Origin of the sequence: Nonomuraea sp. NPDC050404 (assembly GCF_040655495.1) — a bacterium.
In the GTDB taxonomy this organism is placed as follows: Bacteria; Actinomycetota; Actinomycetes; order Streptosporangiales; family Streptosporangiaceae; genus Nonomuraea.
The window spans coordinates 78,561-92,503 of record NZ_JBFAKB010000001.1 but is presented as its reverse complement, the minus strand read 5'-3'; the positions used below and the strand labels follow the sequence as shown (position 1 = coordinate 92,503).

Sequence of the window (13,943 nt, the reverse complement as noted above, 5' to 3'; positions counted from 1 at the left end):
GACAACCTCTGGCTGATGATCCAGCAGATGTTCAAGGTACCGTCCGGCTTCTATGTCGAAGGCGGCAAGCTCCGCAGTGGCTACGACTCGCCCCAGACGCAGGCGGCGCTCGAGTTCGCGTACAAGCTCGCCAAGTCCGGATACATGCATCCCGACGCGCTGGCCAACGACACCAGCAGCGCGACGCAGCGTTTCTACAGCGGCAAGGAGCTGGTCCAGCCCGGTGGCACCGGCGGCTGGAACGTCATGGACGCCCAGGCGGGCACGGCCGCCGACGCCGCCTATGTCCGCGGCGCGTTCAAGCTCTTCTCCGCCGACGGCTCCACGCCCGTCATCTGGCTCGGCCCGGCCACCAGCCAGATCAGCTACCTGAACAAGAGCCTCTCCCAGAAGCAGATCGAGGAGTGCCTGCGCCTCGCGGACTTCCTGGCCGCCCCGTTCGGCACCTACGAGTACACGCTGCTCAACTACGGGGTCGAAGGAGAGCACTGGAAGAGGGGAGACAACGGCCCCGAATACACCGAGAAGGGCCGCAAGGAAGCCAGCCAGGTCACCTACCAGTTCCTGTGTGCCCCCGAGAGCATCGTGAGCAACCCCGGCCACAACGCCATCACCGAGGCGTACTGCGCCTGGTCGGCGGACGCGGCCAAGTACGCCGCCAAGCCGGTGTTCTGGAACATGAACGTGACGGTGCCGAGCCGCTTCGCGAGCGTCTCCACCGCACAGCAGGTCAACGACATCATCACCCAGGTGACCTGCGGGACCAAGACGGTCGCCGACTTCAAGGAGACCGTCAAGACCTGGAAGGCGGCCGGCGGCGACCAGCTCGTCGCCTGGTACCAGACCAACGTCCTCGACAAGTACGGCACCGGCCAGTGACAGCCACGATCACCAGGAACGTCAAGGCCGAGGCGGGCGACGACGTACGGCGAAGAATGACCTGGCGCGTCCGGCTGCGCCACGACAAGTCGCTGATCATCATGACACTGCCCGCCCTGGCTCTGATCATCGCCTTCAACTACCTGCCGATGTTCGGCACGGTCACGGCGTTCCAGTACTACGACTACATCTCCGGCTTCTTCGCCAGCCCCTGGGCCGGCCTGGACAACTTCCGGCAGCTCTTCAGGGACGCGAACTTCTGGCACGCTCTCGAGAACACCCTGCTCCTGAGCTTCGTCCAGCTCGCGCTCTACTTCCCGGTCCCGATCGCCCTGGCGATCATGCTGAACTCGGTGCTCAGCTCCAAGGTCCGCTCGTTCTTCCAGGCGGTCGTCTACCTGCCGCACTTCTTCTCCTGGGTGCTCGTCATCACCCTGTTCCAGGAGATGCTCGGCGGCGCCGGCGTGCTCAACCACTTCCTGCGCATCAACGACCTGGGCACCTGGGACGTCATGACGAACCCGGACACCTTCAAGTACCTGGTCACCGCGCAGGCGGTATGGAAGGAGGCCGGCTGGGGGATCATCGTCTTCCTGGCCGCCATCGCCGGGATCAACCCCAGCCTGTACGAGGCCGCCGCGGCCGACGGCGCCGGCCGCTGGCGCCGCATGTGGCACATCACGCTGCCCGGCATGCGCGGCGTCATCGTGCTGATGCTGGTGCTGCGCCTCGGCAACGCGCTCAGCGTCGGATTCGAGCAGTTCCTCATCCAGCGCAACGCCGTCGGCGCCGGCGTGTCCGAGGTGCTGGACACGTACTCGTACTACTACGGCGTCGTGGGCAACAACTACGGAGTCGGCGCGGCGGCCGGGCTCTTCAAGGGCGTCGTGTCACTGATCCTCATCCTCGCCGCCAACAAGGTGGCACACGCGCTCGGCGAGGACGGCCTGTACAGGAGGAGCAAGTGACCACCACATCCGCCCGCCCGGTGTGGGAGGAGAAACCCACCTTCCTCGGGCAACTCGGCAAGGGCGGCAGCCTGGCCGTCGTGCTGCTGCTGATCCTGATTCCCCTCTATTGCGTGATCATCACCAGCTTCTCCACCCAGGCCTCCATCAACGAGGCCGGCGGCATCGTCATCTTTCCTGCCCACGGGCTGACCCTCCAGGCCTACAGCGAGATGCTGAGCGGCGGCGTGGTGACCAGAGCCATGATCATCGCCCTCGGGGTCACACTCGCCGGCACGGCCGTTTCCATGGTCGTGTCCGTGCTCTGCGCGTACGGCCTGTCGCGGCAGAACTCGCTCGGCCACCGCACGATCCTGCTGACCTTCATCGTCACCATGTTCTTCGGCGGCGGCCTGATCCCCACGTTCATCGTGGTCGCCAACCTCTTCAACGGCTATGAGCAGTACTGGGCGCTGATCCTGCCCAGTGCCGTGTCGGTGTTCAACATCCTGATCATCAGGGCGTTCTACATGAGCACGGCCCGCGACCTGATCGACGCCGCCAGGATCGACGGCGCGGGCGACTGGCGCATCCTCTGGTCGGTCGTCCTGCCCACGTCCAAGGCGGTCACCGCCGTCATGACCCTGTTCTACGGCGTCGGCTACTGGAACAGCTGGTTCAACGTGATGCTCTACATGCCCGCCAACGAGAGCAAATGGCCCATCCAGTACGTGCTGTACGAATACGTCAACCAGGGCGCCTTCATGCCCGGCGCCCCCGCCGCGCACGACGTGGCCGGTCACGCGCAGCCGGCGCCGCTGGCCCTGCAGATGGCGGTGGTCGTCCTCACCCTGATCCCCATCATGATCGTCTACCCCTTCATGCAGAAGCACTTCGCCAAGGGAGCGCTCACGGGTGCCATCAAGGGCTAAGGGAGGCGCCTGCGGCCCGGTGGTGACGATCGCGGACGTGGCCGCCCGCGCCGGCGTGTCCACCAGCACCGTCTCGTACGCGCTCAGCGGCAAACGCCGGATCTCCGGGCCGACCAGGGAACGCGTCATGCGGGCCGTCGCCGACCTCGGTTACCACCCGCATGCCGGCGCGAGGTCCCTGGCGTCGAACCGCTCGAACGTCATCGCCGTCATGGTGCCCCTGCGCCCCGGCATGTACGTGCCGGTGATCATGGAAATCCTGATGGCCATGACCACTGCCGCGCGCACGTACGGCGAGGACATCCTGCTGCTGACCGGGGACGAGGGAACGGACGGCGTGCGGCGGGTCGCGGCCAGCGGCCTTGCCGACGCCGCGGTGCTCATGGACGTCGAACTCCACGACGAGCGCATCCCGATACTGCGTGAGCTGGCCATGCCCGCCGTGGCCGTCGGGCTCCCCGCCGAGCCCGGCGAGCTGGCCTGCATCGACCTGGACTTCGAGGCGGCCGGCGCGCTCTGCGCGGACCACCTGGCCGACCTCGGCCACGACGACGTGGCGCTGATCGGCGTCAGCCACAGCGTCTACCGCCGGTACATCGGATTCGCCGCCCGCACGCTCAGCGGCTTCCTGAGCCGCGCGCGCGAGCGCGGCCTGCGCGCCACGCATCGGCCGTGCGACGGAACCTTCGACTCGGTCGTGGCAACGCTCGCCCGTATCCTCGACGAACGGCCCAGGACCAGCGGGTTCGCCGTCCAGAACGAGGAGGCCGCCGGTCCGCTGACGAACCTGCTCCGGCACTGCGAACGGGACGTCTCGGTCGTCGCCATCTGTCCCGATCAGGTGGCGCTGGGCTGCTCGCCGCCCCTCAGCAGCGTGCCGATCCCAGCCGACGAGATGGGTCGCGGCGCCATCCGGCTGGCCATGGCGCAACTGTCCGGTCACCCGACTACCGGAGCCACACTGATCCCGCCGAGACTCGTCGTCCGGAACTCCTCGGGCGGCAGGGCACCGCGACGATCATGATTCACGGGCTGGCCGGCGAATCTGCCAGTATGAAATGGGCCGGATGGCCTTCTGTACCTTGGGCGGCAACGAGATGGTGACAGGGGAAGGCGGCCGTGGCGGACAACCTATCGGCGGTGCCGGCGGACAACAGCCAGGACGACGTACAGGGGCCGGTCACCATCGCGTACATCGCGGAGTCGGCGGGCGTGTCCATTCCCACCGTGTCCAAGGTGCTCAACGGCAGGTCGGGAGTGTCCGACGACACCAGAGCCCGCATCGAGGAACTGATCAACAGGTACGGCTACCGCAAGCCCCCCGGTAGCCGTAACAACACCGTGGAGCTCGTGTTCCGCGAGCTGGAGAGCATGTGGGCGGTGGAGATCATCCGGGGCGTCGAGCGGGTGGCTCGCAAGAACCGCGTCGGGGTCATGGTCTCGGAGTTCGGTCTCCACGACGCTCCCGGCCGCACCGTGGGCGACGTGACGGAGCGGCGCCCCAACTGCGTGCTGTCGGTGGCCCAGCTCTCGGAGGCCGAGCGTGACCAGCTCAGAGCCAAAGGCATTCCGTTCGTCGTCTTCGACCCGACCGCCGAGTTGCCCGACGACGTGCCCTTCGTCGGTGCCACCAACTGGCGCGGAGGCCGCTCCGCCACACACCACCTCATCGAGCTGGGACACCGGCGCATCGCCATGATCGGCGGCCCGAAAGACGTGTCGTGCTTCCGGGCCCGGCAGGCGGGCTACGGCTCGGCGCTGGAAGCGGCGGGCCTGTCCGTGAACCACGAACTGATCGTCCACGCCCCGCTCACTCGCGAGGACGGCTGCATCGCGGCCCTGGAACTGCTGGCCCGCCCCGACCGCCCCACCGCCATCTTCGCCGCCAACGACCTGCAGGCGCTGGGGGTCTACAAGGCGGCCCGCGAGCTCGGCCTGCGCATCCCGGGCGACCTGAGCGTGGTGGGCTTCGACGACCTGCCAGTCGTGGCATGGGTCGACCCGCCCATGACCACCGTCCACCAGCCGCTGACGGAGATGGCCGTGGCCGCCACGGAGTTGGCGCTGGCACTGGGGAGGGGCGAGCAGCCGGCTCAGGTCGGTCTGGAGATCGCCACGACGCTCACCATTCGGGACAGCACCGCGCCTCCCAGAGGGTGAGGCGCGGCACTGTGACGGTCAGATCAACGGGCAGCCATTGCGGTACTGCGAGATGCCGCTCCGATTGTCGACGGACACAGGAACTGGCTGTAGCGAGTGTCGTTGTCGATGAAGATCTTCATCCAGGGGATCATGGTGCGCGCGAGCGTGGTGCTCGGCTGCCCGATGTAGTGGTGACCGGCACCGGCGACCTCGATAACCGAGCGATAGTCAGCGAGATGATCACAAGGCTATCTCAACTACCGCAGCCGGAAAATAGACAGGGTGACACCTCGGAGCAGAAGTTCCTCGCGGGAGGCGTCTGCGGCCACCGTGACACCATAGGCGTCGTGATCCCCGCGGATGAGTTCGTCAGCAAAAGGCTGCTCCAGGTGACGACGTCCTGGCACACCCATCCCAGCGATGATCAAGCCTCGCTGGTGCACATGTGGTTACACCTGAGCGATCTCGGTCCGGTCCGCTTCCACACCGCCCCCGACGCCTCGCTCGAGCTGACGCTCGATCAACCACACGACTCCTATGACATGGACGAGTACGGCCAGGTCACCGTCGGTCCCGCCGCAGAGAACTTTCTGATGAGCCGATTCATCGGCCAGTCAATCCGAGCCGTTCACCGCATCATCGACCACCGGATCGAGACCGAGATCGGCCTGCGGCTCGAACTCGATCACGGTGAGGTGCGCATTCTCAACCTGGGCGACGACCTGGTCATCACCGACACTGCTCTGCCGGACGCGGTCGAAGCCGCTCTCCGCTGACACTCTTTGCGACGTTCAATGCGCTGAACCCACGAGGCAAACAGGCCTTGAGATGCCGAAGCCACGTGAGTTCCCGCTGAAGAACCTTCAGTTCGCGTGAACTCTGGGCCTTCTGAGCTCCCCACTCGGGTCGGCGTCACCAGCAGCAAAGTAAAGCTGCGTGATGACAGAGACGCCGTGAGCAGGGATCACTTCAGGCTTGGGGCTCAGCCGCTGCAACGAGGCTGGGGGAACGGTGACCGGCCGCTGCGTTCCTTCGACCGGTGATGACCCGTAGGCGCCGGGTGCGTTCATTTCAGCGGGACGGCTCCTTGGTGGTGCCGCGCGCATGGTGGATTCCGAATGTAAGCGGTGACCGCAGTGTGTCGTCGTGCCGGCCGCTCTGTGGTCGCTTGAGTTGCGCCGGGAGGTCGATGGTGATGTCGAGGCCGCCACCTGGGCGGGCCGTGATCGCGATGTGTCCTCCGTGGGCGAGGGTGATAGCGCGCACGATGGACAGTCCCAGGCCCAGTCCCTGGCCGTCGGTTCGGATGCGGCTGCCCTGCCCGTGCACGAACGGCTCCAGCAACGCCTGCGCCTCCTCGGGTATGATCTCGCGGCCGGTGTTGCAGATCCGCAGGACGGCGCGTGCGCCCGCTGTGTACGTATCGACGATGAGGTGCCCGTCGGCGTGGTTGTGGCGGAGCGCGTTGTCGACCAGGTTGCCGATCACCCGTTCCAGCAGGACGGGCTCGCCGGTGACCGGTGCGGGCCGCAGCCCGGAGCGTATGGCTATGCCTGCGGTTGCCGCCCGCCCCTCGACTGTGTCGAGGGCGGCTGCCGCGATGGCGGCCAGGTCGGCCGTCTCACGCGCGCCGGACCCGGCTTGGCTGCGGGCCAGCAGCAGCAGCCCGTTCAGGACGCGCTGCATGTGGGCGACGGCGTCGCGCACATCGCCGGCCATGGTGAGCAGGTCGGCGCGGCTTGGGTGTCCGTCCAGGGTGACGTCGATGGCGGTGCGCGCGGTGGTCAGCGGGGTGCGCAGCTCGTGGGCGGCGTTGGCGGTGAACAGCCGCTGGCTGTCCAGGATCCGGTCGCGCTCGGCGACGCCGTGCTGGATGCGGTCCAGCATGTCGTTGACCGTGCCGGCCAGTGCCGACAACTCGTCGGCGGGTGTGGTGACGGGGACCCGCTCGGTGAGATTCTCGGCCGACAGCCGCTGGGCCGTGGCGGAGATGACGCGGATCGGCCGCAGCACTCGTCCGGCCACCAGCCAGCTCAGCGCGGCGGCCAGCGCGGTCACCACGATGAGCGCCAAACCGGCCTGGGACAGCAGCGCGGACAGGGTGTCGGTCTGCACCCGGTCGGCGAAGGCTCGCAGGTCCTCGGACGGTGCCGGCATCGGCGAGGGTACGCCCGAGGGGTCCGGGCCGGTCGGGTCCAGCCGGGTGAAGTACGCGCGGCGCCGCATCAGCAGATAGGTGAGACCGGTCAGCGCGGCCCCGGCAGCCAGCACCAGGACGGTCTGCAGCAGGGCGAGCCGGGCTCGGGCCGTCAGCCTCACGGGCCGATCCGGTAGCCGGCGCCGATGACGGTCTCGATCAGCGGCGGGTCGCCGAGCTTGCGGCGCAGCGTGCCGACGGTGATCCGCACCGCGTTGGTGAACGGGTCGGCGTGCTCGTCCCATACCCGCTCCAGGAGCGTTTCCGCGCTGACCACGTCGCCGCCGGCGGCCAGCAGCTGCTCCAGCACGCCGAACTCCTTGGGGGTCAGGCGCAGCAGCCGGCCGTCCCGCTCGGCGCCGCGCCGGGCCGGATCCAGCATCACGTCGCCGGCGCGCAGCACCGGTGGGCGGGCCGGAGCGCTGCGCCGTATCAGGGCGTGCACGCGGGCGACCAGCTCGGAGAAGGCGAACGGCTTGCCCAGGTAGTCGTCGGCGCCCAGCATCAGCCCGCCGACCCGGTCCTGCACGGCGTCGGACGCGGTCAGCATCAGCACCCGCGACCCGCCCCGCTGGGCAAGCCGGCGGCACACCGTATCGCCGTGCACGACGGGCAGGTCGCGGTCCAGGACCACCACCTCGTACGGGGTGATCTCGCACTTGTCCAGGGCGCTCCGGCCGTCCAGGGCGACGTCGACGGTGAAGCCGTGCTTGCGCAGCCCGGCCTGGATGTAACCGGCCAGGGGCTGCTCGTCTTCGACCAGGAGCACACGCATCCGGGAAGTATCGCAACGTCCGCATATGGACCGCATATGGTCCGGCGATCGCCTGCCGATATGTGCCGGCCGGTAGATGTGATCACCCTCGAAGTTTCCGTAGAGAGGATCACAGGAAATGAGCCGTGCACGAACGGCCGGCACGACCGGGCTGGCCTCCGTCATGCTGGCGTTGGGTCTCCACGCACCCGCACTCGCAGCCGACCAGGCCCGGCTGGGAAACGTCCAGCAGGCGATCGAAAGCCTGGCCAAGACCGACGGGGTGGTGGGCGCCATCGGCGAGGTGTACGTCGACGGCAAGCGGGTGGACAAGGGGAGCGCGGGAACGCGCCTGCTCGGCGGCAAGGGCGGGCGCATTCCCCCCGCTTCCCGTTACCGGGTCGGATCCCAGACCAAGCTGATGACGGCCACGGTGGTGCTGCAGTTGGTCAAGGAGGGCAAGCTCAGTCTGGATGACCAGCTGGCCGACGTTCTGCCGCAGGTGGCGCGGCAAGATCTGGTCGAGCGGGCCGGCGAGATCACCGTCCAGCAGTTGCTCCGCCACAGCTCCGGCGTCCCTGACTTCTTCGCCTCCGGGAAGTTCGCCGACCCCTTCGACTTCACGACCTACTATTCCCCGATCGATCTGGTGAAGGCGTCGCGCAAGGTCTCTCGCACGGGGGAGCCGGGCGCGGGATTCGCCTACTCCAACACCAACTACGTCCTCCTCGGCCTGATCGCCGAAAAGGTGACCGGCCGCAGCCTGTCCGCCGAGCTGGACCGGCGTCTTTTCCGGCCTCTGGGGATGAAGCACACCTATCTGACCACCAAGCCCCCTCAGGGGATCAAGGGCCCGCACGGGCACGGCTACTACCCCGACGACAAGGGCAGGCCGCGTGACATCGACCGGCAGAACGCGAGCTTCGGCGGCGCGGCCGGAGGGGTCGTCTCCACCTCCCACGACCTCAGCGCCTTCTACCGGGCGCTCAACCAGGGCCGGTTGCTGCCGGCGGACCTGCAAAGAGCGGCGGGACAGCCGCGGCCCGATCTGTGTGGCGGAACGGTCGCGGCGGCTGCGGGCAGCGGCCCTGGTTTCCTGGCCGTGACTTACACCTCATCCGATGGCCGGCTCCAGTTCGCGGTGTCCACCACGTTGAAGATCGACAACCAGCGGGCCATGCCCGTCAACGACGCCATGAACAAGGCCGCCGCAACCATGCTCTGCCCCAGCTGACAACCGGTGCCGTCCATCAACGCGACCTGCGTCCACGAGTGAGGGAAACCGTCAACGTGAAGCGTTCACTGCTGACCGCGCTGGCCTGCACCGGCGTCCTGACACTGGCGACGTCCTGCGCCGCGGTGAACGGGCGGATCGGGGCAGCCTCCCGGACCGGGACCGCCACGGGCAGCCAGGCGGCCGTGTGCGACGCCAAGCCAAGCCGACCCGTCGCCACCGGCCTGAGCACCATCAAGCAGGCGTACGCCTGCATCTTCACCGGCTTCTACGGCCGTGAGCGGCTCGACCACCGGGTGGTGCTCGCGGCCGGGTTCGCCGGGCTCACCGAGGAGCTGAACCGTCGCGGCGCCGACCGGCCCGACGCCGCGATGCCGCCGCTGGCAGGGGACCGCATGACCGACCTGGACGCATTCGCGGCCGTGTACGAGCGGGTGGTGGCCGAACTGCCGGACGACTCCGCGCTGCGGCAGGCCGTGGCCGGGGCGACGATCAAGGCCATGGTGGGCAGCCTGCACGACAACCATTCGCGGTGGGGCCGCCGGGCGCGACCACCCGGTGGGCCGGGTGAGACCTACGGGCTCGGCTTCACCACCTCACCCGGCTATTCGATCACCTACCGGGCACCGCAGAAGGCGATGGCTCCGTTGTTCGTCAACGCCGTGCAGGGAGGCCCGGCCGCCGCCGCCCGGATCCGTCCGGGCGAGATCGTGCAGTCCGTCAACGGCGCGCCCGTCTTCGTGGACGGTGTCTTGTCCAGCGGCGTCATGAACCTGCTCAACCCCGAATACTCCACTGACCGGCCGAATGCGGTGCGGCTGACGCTGCTCGACCCCTCCACCGGCCGCGTCAGGAAGACGACGCTGCGCCCGAAGGTGTTCACGCCCACGACGCCGCCCGTGACGGCCCGCCGGCTCGACGGCGACGTGGCCGCGATCAAACTCACCGGCTTCCAGCCCGGGACCGCGGACCAGGTCCTGGCCGCCATCGCCGGACTGCGCGAGGACAAGGCACTGCGTGGCCTCGTCCTGGACCTGCGCGGCACCAACGGCGGCTCGTCCGCCGAGGTCGTCAAGCTGCTCAGCAGCCTCGTCCACGGCAAGGTGCACAGTTACGACTGCGCCCCCGACGACACGTGTTCCCCCAACCGCACCGACGACGCGGTCCCGCTGCTCGGCCTGCCCCTGGCCGTGCTCATCGACGGCATCTGCGCCTCGGCCTGCGACGCCTTCTCCGCCGCGGTCAAGGACCTCAAGGTCGGGCCGCTGATCGGGTCGCGTACGTCGGGCATGGTGTCGGGACCCGCCCGCATGTTCACCCTCGACGACGGCAGCACGCTGTCTCTACCCGCGGCCTACCAGGTGGGCCCCAACCGCGAACTGATCAACGGCATCGGCGTGGCACCCGACCACTACCTGCCGCTGACCGCGAAGGACCTGCGCCAGCGCCGCGACCCGGCGATGGCCAAGGCCCTGTCCCTGCTCTCCGCCGCCCGATAGACGGGGCCTCGGCGGCAACCGCGCGATGCAGTCCCCTGTCCATGCACTCTTGTAAGGATTCTCTCCATGGTTGTCAGCCGTAGGGCCTTTGCCGGCGGAGCGCTGCTGGTGGCGCTCGTTCCGAGCGGACGATCGGTCGCGCGCGGGCCGCCGCCGCGGCCACTGTTCCCGCACGAGATGACTGGCGTGCCTCATATGAATATCTGAAGGAACTGGCCCCCGGGAAGTTCTCGGGGACGGGGTGAGATTCACCCCCGAAGACCGCCTCTTCCTGGCGGCACTCCTGACCCCGCGTCAGCGTATGACGCCGTCGCTTCTGGCCGGTGTTCTGCTGAGTTCCTACACCGGTCGTAGTCCGTACGGTGAGGCCGGGCCTGGTGAGGTGGTGGCCGATGCGGCGGCGGTCGGGTCGGAGGGCCGGGGTGAGGGCGCGTACTCGGATCTGGGTATGGCTGTGCTGGGTCTGGCGTTGGCCGAGCGTTCTGGTACGACGTATCCCGATCTTCTTCGCAGGGGTCCGCTGGATCCGCTGGGGATGACATCGACCGCCGTTCTGCGCCCTGAGGAGGATCTTCCGGCTCGTCATGCCGCGGGCTGGGCGCGGAATGGTCCGGGCATGGATCCGTGGCGTGATCATGGCAATGCGGGGGCGGGCGGTGCTTTCTGGTCTACGGCGGGTGATCTGGCCAAGTTGGCCGGCGCCGTCATGGATCGCAGTGCTCCTGGTGCTGACGCGGCGACGATGATCACGTCGAACATGAAGGGCGCGCGACCCTGAGCGTGCACAGAGGTGTTGCCTTTCGGGAGTGCCTGGTCGGCGTGGCACTCCCGGCGACACCTACGTCAATCGCCCGACCGTGACGGGAAGGGGGAGCACCCACATCGAAACAACGTTCGTGGGTCTCACCTCCTCGGGTGGCGTCACGGCCAACCGCGAACTACAGCCGATCATTTTCCGGCTGAGCCGCTGACCGTCGCCGCGTACGGCGCCCGGGCTGTGCGTCGCCGGCACGACGAGTGGCGGTCACGGCGGCTGCGCAGAGTGCGATCGCGCCGGAGACGACGAACGCGGCGGTGTATCCCCATTCCGCCGGCGGCTGTCCGGGGACGGCCGCCGATGACACGATCACGGCCGCGAGCACAGAGCCGACGGCGCCGCCGACGGTGCGCAGGATGGTGTTGATCCCCGTGGCCGCGCCGGTCGCCTCCTGGCCGATGGCCCCGACGACCAGGCCGCCGAGCGAGGCGAAGGCAAGACCGTAGGCCAGACCCAGAAGAGCGCACCAGATGAGCAGCTCCGCGATGTGCTCATGTGACACGCCCAGCCCTCCCAGCGCGACCGCCGCCAGGACCGCGCCCGCCCGGAAAGCGGCCTTCGCGCCCAAGGAACGGGTGATCCGCGCTGCGAGCGGCGCCGCGATGAGCATGCAGACGGCCATCGGGACCATCACGAGCCCGGTCTGGGCGGGGGAGTAGCCGAAGCCGTACCCGAGAGTTGTGGGTGTCTGGACGAACAACGGAAGGAGGGTGACCGCCGCGAACATCCCCACGGCCACGACCAGCGTGGCGATGTTCGTGGTGAGCAGCCGCGGCCCGACCAGGAGCCGCAGGTCGACCAGCGGTGCCGCGACGCGTCGCTCGACCAGCCCGAACGCGGCGGCGAACACGACCGCGGCGACGAACAGCGTGAGGATGCCCGGCGACGACCACCCCCATGCGCGGCCCTGGCTGACAGCGAGCAGAAGGGCGACCAGCGCGCCCGTGAGCAGGACCGCACCCGCCAGATCGACCCGGCCGGGCCGGGCGGCGGACGTGACCGGCGACGGCACGCGGACCACCCCGGCCAGGGCGAGCAGGGCCAGCACGGCGACGAGCCAGAAGAGCGACGCGGGACCGGTGACATCGACGAGCGGACCGGCGGCGACCATGCCGAGCGCCCCGCCGAAGCCGAACATCGCGCTGAGCGCCGCGACGACGCCTCCCAGTCGCTCGGCGGGAACGGTCTGCCGGGCCAGCCCGAAGGCGCAGGGGAAGACCCCGCCGGAGAGCCCCTGCAGCACCCGGCCCGTCAGGACCCCGGGGTAGGAGCCCAGCGAGGTGCTCACCGCGGCCACCACCGAGCCGGCCAGCAGTAGCGCGAGCCCGATGAGGAGGACACGACGGTGGCCGAACTGGTCACCGAGCCGCCCCGCCACCGGCGTCGCCACCGCGGAGGCGAGCATGAAGGCGGTCAGGAGCCAGGTGGCACCCGTCGCGGACACGTCGAGTTCACCGGCGAACACCGTCAGCGCGGCGAGCACGATCGTCTGCGCGACCGCCACGCCGCAGGCCGCGAGCAGCAGCACCGGCGTTCCGCCTGCGGCGGGCCGGCGCGCGCCGTCTCGCCGGAGCTTGCGTGTGACGAACATGGCCGCGGCGGTCAGGGCGGCGGCGACCCACATCAGTGTCCCTCCTTGCTGTCCGGCGCCTTACGCGGCCCGCCCTCGGGCGTCGTGAGCACGGCCGCGAAGGGTGATACGTCAAGGACTACCGACGGCCATGGCGCGAACGCGGGCTCGATGGTTCGACTCACTCCTGCCTCCTCTGTGATAAGCAAGGGGAGCCTAACTCATTTAAGACCATTGGTCACTAAGTTGGCTTGGACGGCCCATAGACTGGCTCCGTGAAGGCGAGGACACCCAAGCTCGGCCGCCCCGCGCGACTGAGCCGCGAGCAGATCGTGGAGGCCGCGCTCGGCTGCGACCTGCGGACCGTGACCATGCGCGACATCGCGGAGCGGCTCGGCGTCTCCCACTCGGCCCTCTACCGGTGGGTCGGCAACCGTGACGAGCTCCTCGACCTCGTCAGCGAGGTCGTCGTCGAACGCATCCTCCCCACGGCCGGGCCCACCGCCGGCACCTGGCGCGAGTGGCTGTCGGAGCTCGCCTGGAGGATGCACGACCAGTTTCTCGCCGTACCCGGCTACGCGGCCCACGTGGCGATGCCGCACCGCCACAACCCGCACGCCTTCAGCCGGCTGCGCGACTGCGTCGTGTCGGCGTTCAAGCTCGCCGGAGTCTCCGACGACCTGGCCGTGCAGAGCTGGCACATCTTCGGGTTGGGCGTCGTGCAGTGGCTCGGGGCCCAGCAGATGGGCCACGACCTCGGCCCCGACGCACCCCGCTTCGACCTCTTCCTCGACGTACTGCTGCGCGGGCTGCCCGCACAGGAGCCCGGAACGGCCGGCACCGTTGTGCGGGCAGGAGACTGATCTGCACGCCCGGCACTATGGCTTTATTTCGGTACGTGGAAGCCGCCAACCTTCCGCTTGAGCAGTTCGGCCGGCCGCAGGGGCGTGCGGTCCTCGAACATCGGGCCGA

At 68.8% G+C, this 13,943-nt stretch carries 13 protein-coding genes; 10 read left to right on the top strand and 3 right to left on the bottom strand.

Annotated elements, in window-relative coordinates; all coding sequences use genetic code 11:
- Positions 1–27 precede the first annotated feature (27 nt).
- The 6 genes from AB0I81_RS00425 (at position 28) to AB0I81_RS00400 (ending at position 5,676) form a co-directional block, all read left to right on the top strand.
- Positions 28–879 carry a hypothetical protein gene (locus AB0I81_RS00425; protein WP_360650226.1) on the top strand — a complete coding sequence of 284 codons (852 nt, stop codon included), beginning with the start codon at positions 28–30 and terminating at the stop codon, positions 877–879.
- Positions 876–1,847, top strand: coding sequence for an ABC transporter permease subunit (locus AB0I81_RS00420; RefSeq protein ID WP_360650133.1), 972 nt, complete (start codon positions 876–878; stop codon positions 1,845–1,847). Before AB0I81_RS00425 ends, AB0I81_RS00420 begins: the two co-directional genes overlap by 4 nt.
- Positions 1,844–2,758 carry a carbohydrate ABC transporter permease gene (locus AB0I81_RS00415; RefSeq protein WP_360647431.1) on the top strand — a complete coding sequence of 305 codons (915 nt, stop codon included), beginning with the start codon at positions 1,844–1,846 and terminating at the stop codon, positions 2,756–2,758. Before AB0I81_RS00420 ends, AB0I81_RS00415 begins: the two co-directional genes overlap by 4 nt.
- 19 nt (positions 2,759–2,777) lie before the next feature.
- Positions 2,778–3,782, top strand: coding sequence for a LacI family DNA-binding transcriptional regulator (locus tag AB0I81_RS00410; RefSeq protein ID WP_360647428.1), 1,005 nt, complete (start codon positions 2,778–2,780; stop codon positions 3,780–3,782).
- Positions 3,783–3,877: 95 nt separating this feature from the next.
- Positions 3,878–4,918: a LacI family DNA-binding transcriptional regulator gene (locus AB0I81_RS00405; protein WP_360647425.1), complete on the top strand. Its 1,041-nt coding sequence runs from the start codon at positions 3,878–3,880 to the stop codon at positions 4,916–4,918.
- 173 nt (positions 4,919–5,091) lie between these two features.
- Positions 5,092–5,676 carry a hypothetical protein gene (locus AB0I81_RS00400; RefSeq protein WP_360647422.1) on the top strand — a complete coding sequence of 195 codons (585 nt, stop codon included), beginning with the start codon at positions 5,092–5,094 and terminating at the stop codon, positions 5,674–5,676.
- 295 nt (positions 5,677–5,971) lie between these two features.
- On the opposite strand, the gene AB0I81_RS00395 is transcribed toward AB0I81_RS00400, so the two are convergent.
- Positions 5,972–7,219 (bottom strand): HAMP domain-containing sensor histidine kinase, encoded by a 1,248-nt coding sequence (locus tag AB0I81_RS00395; RefSeq protein WP_360647419.1) that lies wholly within the window; start codon positions 7,217–7,219, stop codon positions 5,972–5,974.
- On the bottom strand, positions 7,216–7,872 hold the full coding sequence (locus AB0I81_RS00390) for a response regulator transcription factor (RefSeq protein WP_360647416.1): 657 nt from the start codon (positions 7,870–7,872) through the stop codon (positions 7,216–7,218). Before AB0I81_RS00390 ends, AB0I81_RS00395 begins: the two co-directional genes overlap by 4 nt.
- Positions 7,873–7,990: 118 nt before the next feature.
- Between AB0I81_RS00390 and AB0I81_RS00385 the strand changes: the two genes are divergently transcribed.
- The 3 genes from AB0I81_RS00385 (at position 7,991) to AB0I81_RS00375 (ending at position 11,362) form a co-directional block, all read left to right on the top strand.
- Positions 7,991–9,085 carry a serine hydrolase domain-containing protein gene (locus tag AB0I81_RS00385; RefSeq protein ID WP_360647413.1) on the top strand — a complete coding sequence of 365 codons (1,095 nt, stop codon included), beginning with the start codon at positions 7,991–7,993 and terminating at the stop codon, positions 9,083–9,085.
- 56 nt (positions 9,086–9,141) lie between these two features.
- Positions 9,142–10,584, top strand: a complete 1,443-nt coding sequence (locus AB0I81_RS00380; protein ID WP_360647410.1) for a S41 family peptidase — start codon at positions 9,142–9,144, stop codon at positions 10,582–10,584.
- A gap of 241 nt (positions 10,585–10,825) precedes the next feature.
- Positions 10,826–11,362 carry a serine hydrolase domain-containing protein gene (locus AB0I81_RS00375; protein WP_360647408.1) on the top strand — a complete coding sequence of 179 codons (537 nt, stop codon included), beginning with the start codon at positions 10,826–10,828 and terminating at the stop codon, positions 11,360–11,362.
- A 160-nt stretch (positions 11,363–11,522) separates the two neighbouring features.
- On the opposite strand, the gene AB0I81_RS00370 is transcribed toward AB0I81_RS00375, so the two are convergent.
- Complete coding sequence (locus tag AB0I81_RS00370) at positions 11,523–13,025, bottom strand: MFS transporter (RefSeq protein ID WP_360647405.1); 1,503 nt, start codon at positions 13,023–13,025, stop codon at positions 11,523–11,525.
- A 221-nt stretch (positions 13,026–13,246) separates the two neighbouring features.
- Here AB0I81_RS00370 and AB0I81_RS00365 point away from each other — a divergent pair, with 221 nt between their 5' ends.
- Positions 13,247–13,834, top strand: coding sequence for a TetR/AcrR family transcriptional regulator (locus AB0I81_RS00365; RefSeq protein ID WP_360647402.1), 588 nt, complete (start codon positions 13,247–13,249; stop codon positions 13,832–13,834).
- Positions 13,835–13,943 lie beyond the last annotated feature (109 nt).

Coding starts and splice junctions, on each gene's coding strand:
- AB0I81_RS00425 (WP_360650226.1), top strand. CDS start 28: ATGTTCAAGGTACCGTCCGGCTTCTATGTCGAAGGCGGCAAGCTCCGC.
- AB0I81_RS00390 (WP_360647416.1), bottom strand. CDS start 7,872: ATGCGTGTGCTCCTGGTCGAAGACGAGCAGCCCCTGGCCGGTTACATC.
- AB0I81_RS00385 (WP_360647413.1), top strand. CDS start 7,991: ATGAGCCGTGCACGAACGGCCGGCACGACCGGGCTGGCCTCCGTCATG.
- AB0I81_RS00370 (WP_360647405.1), bottom strand. CDS start 13,025: ATGTGGGTCGCCGCCGCCCTGACCGCCGCGGCCATGTTCGTCACACGC.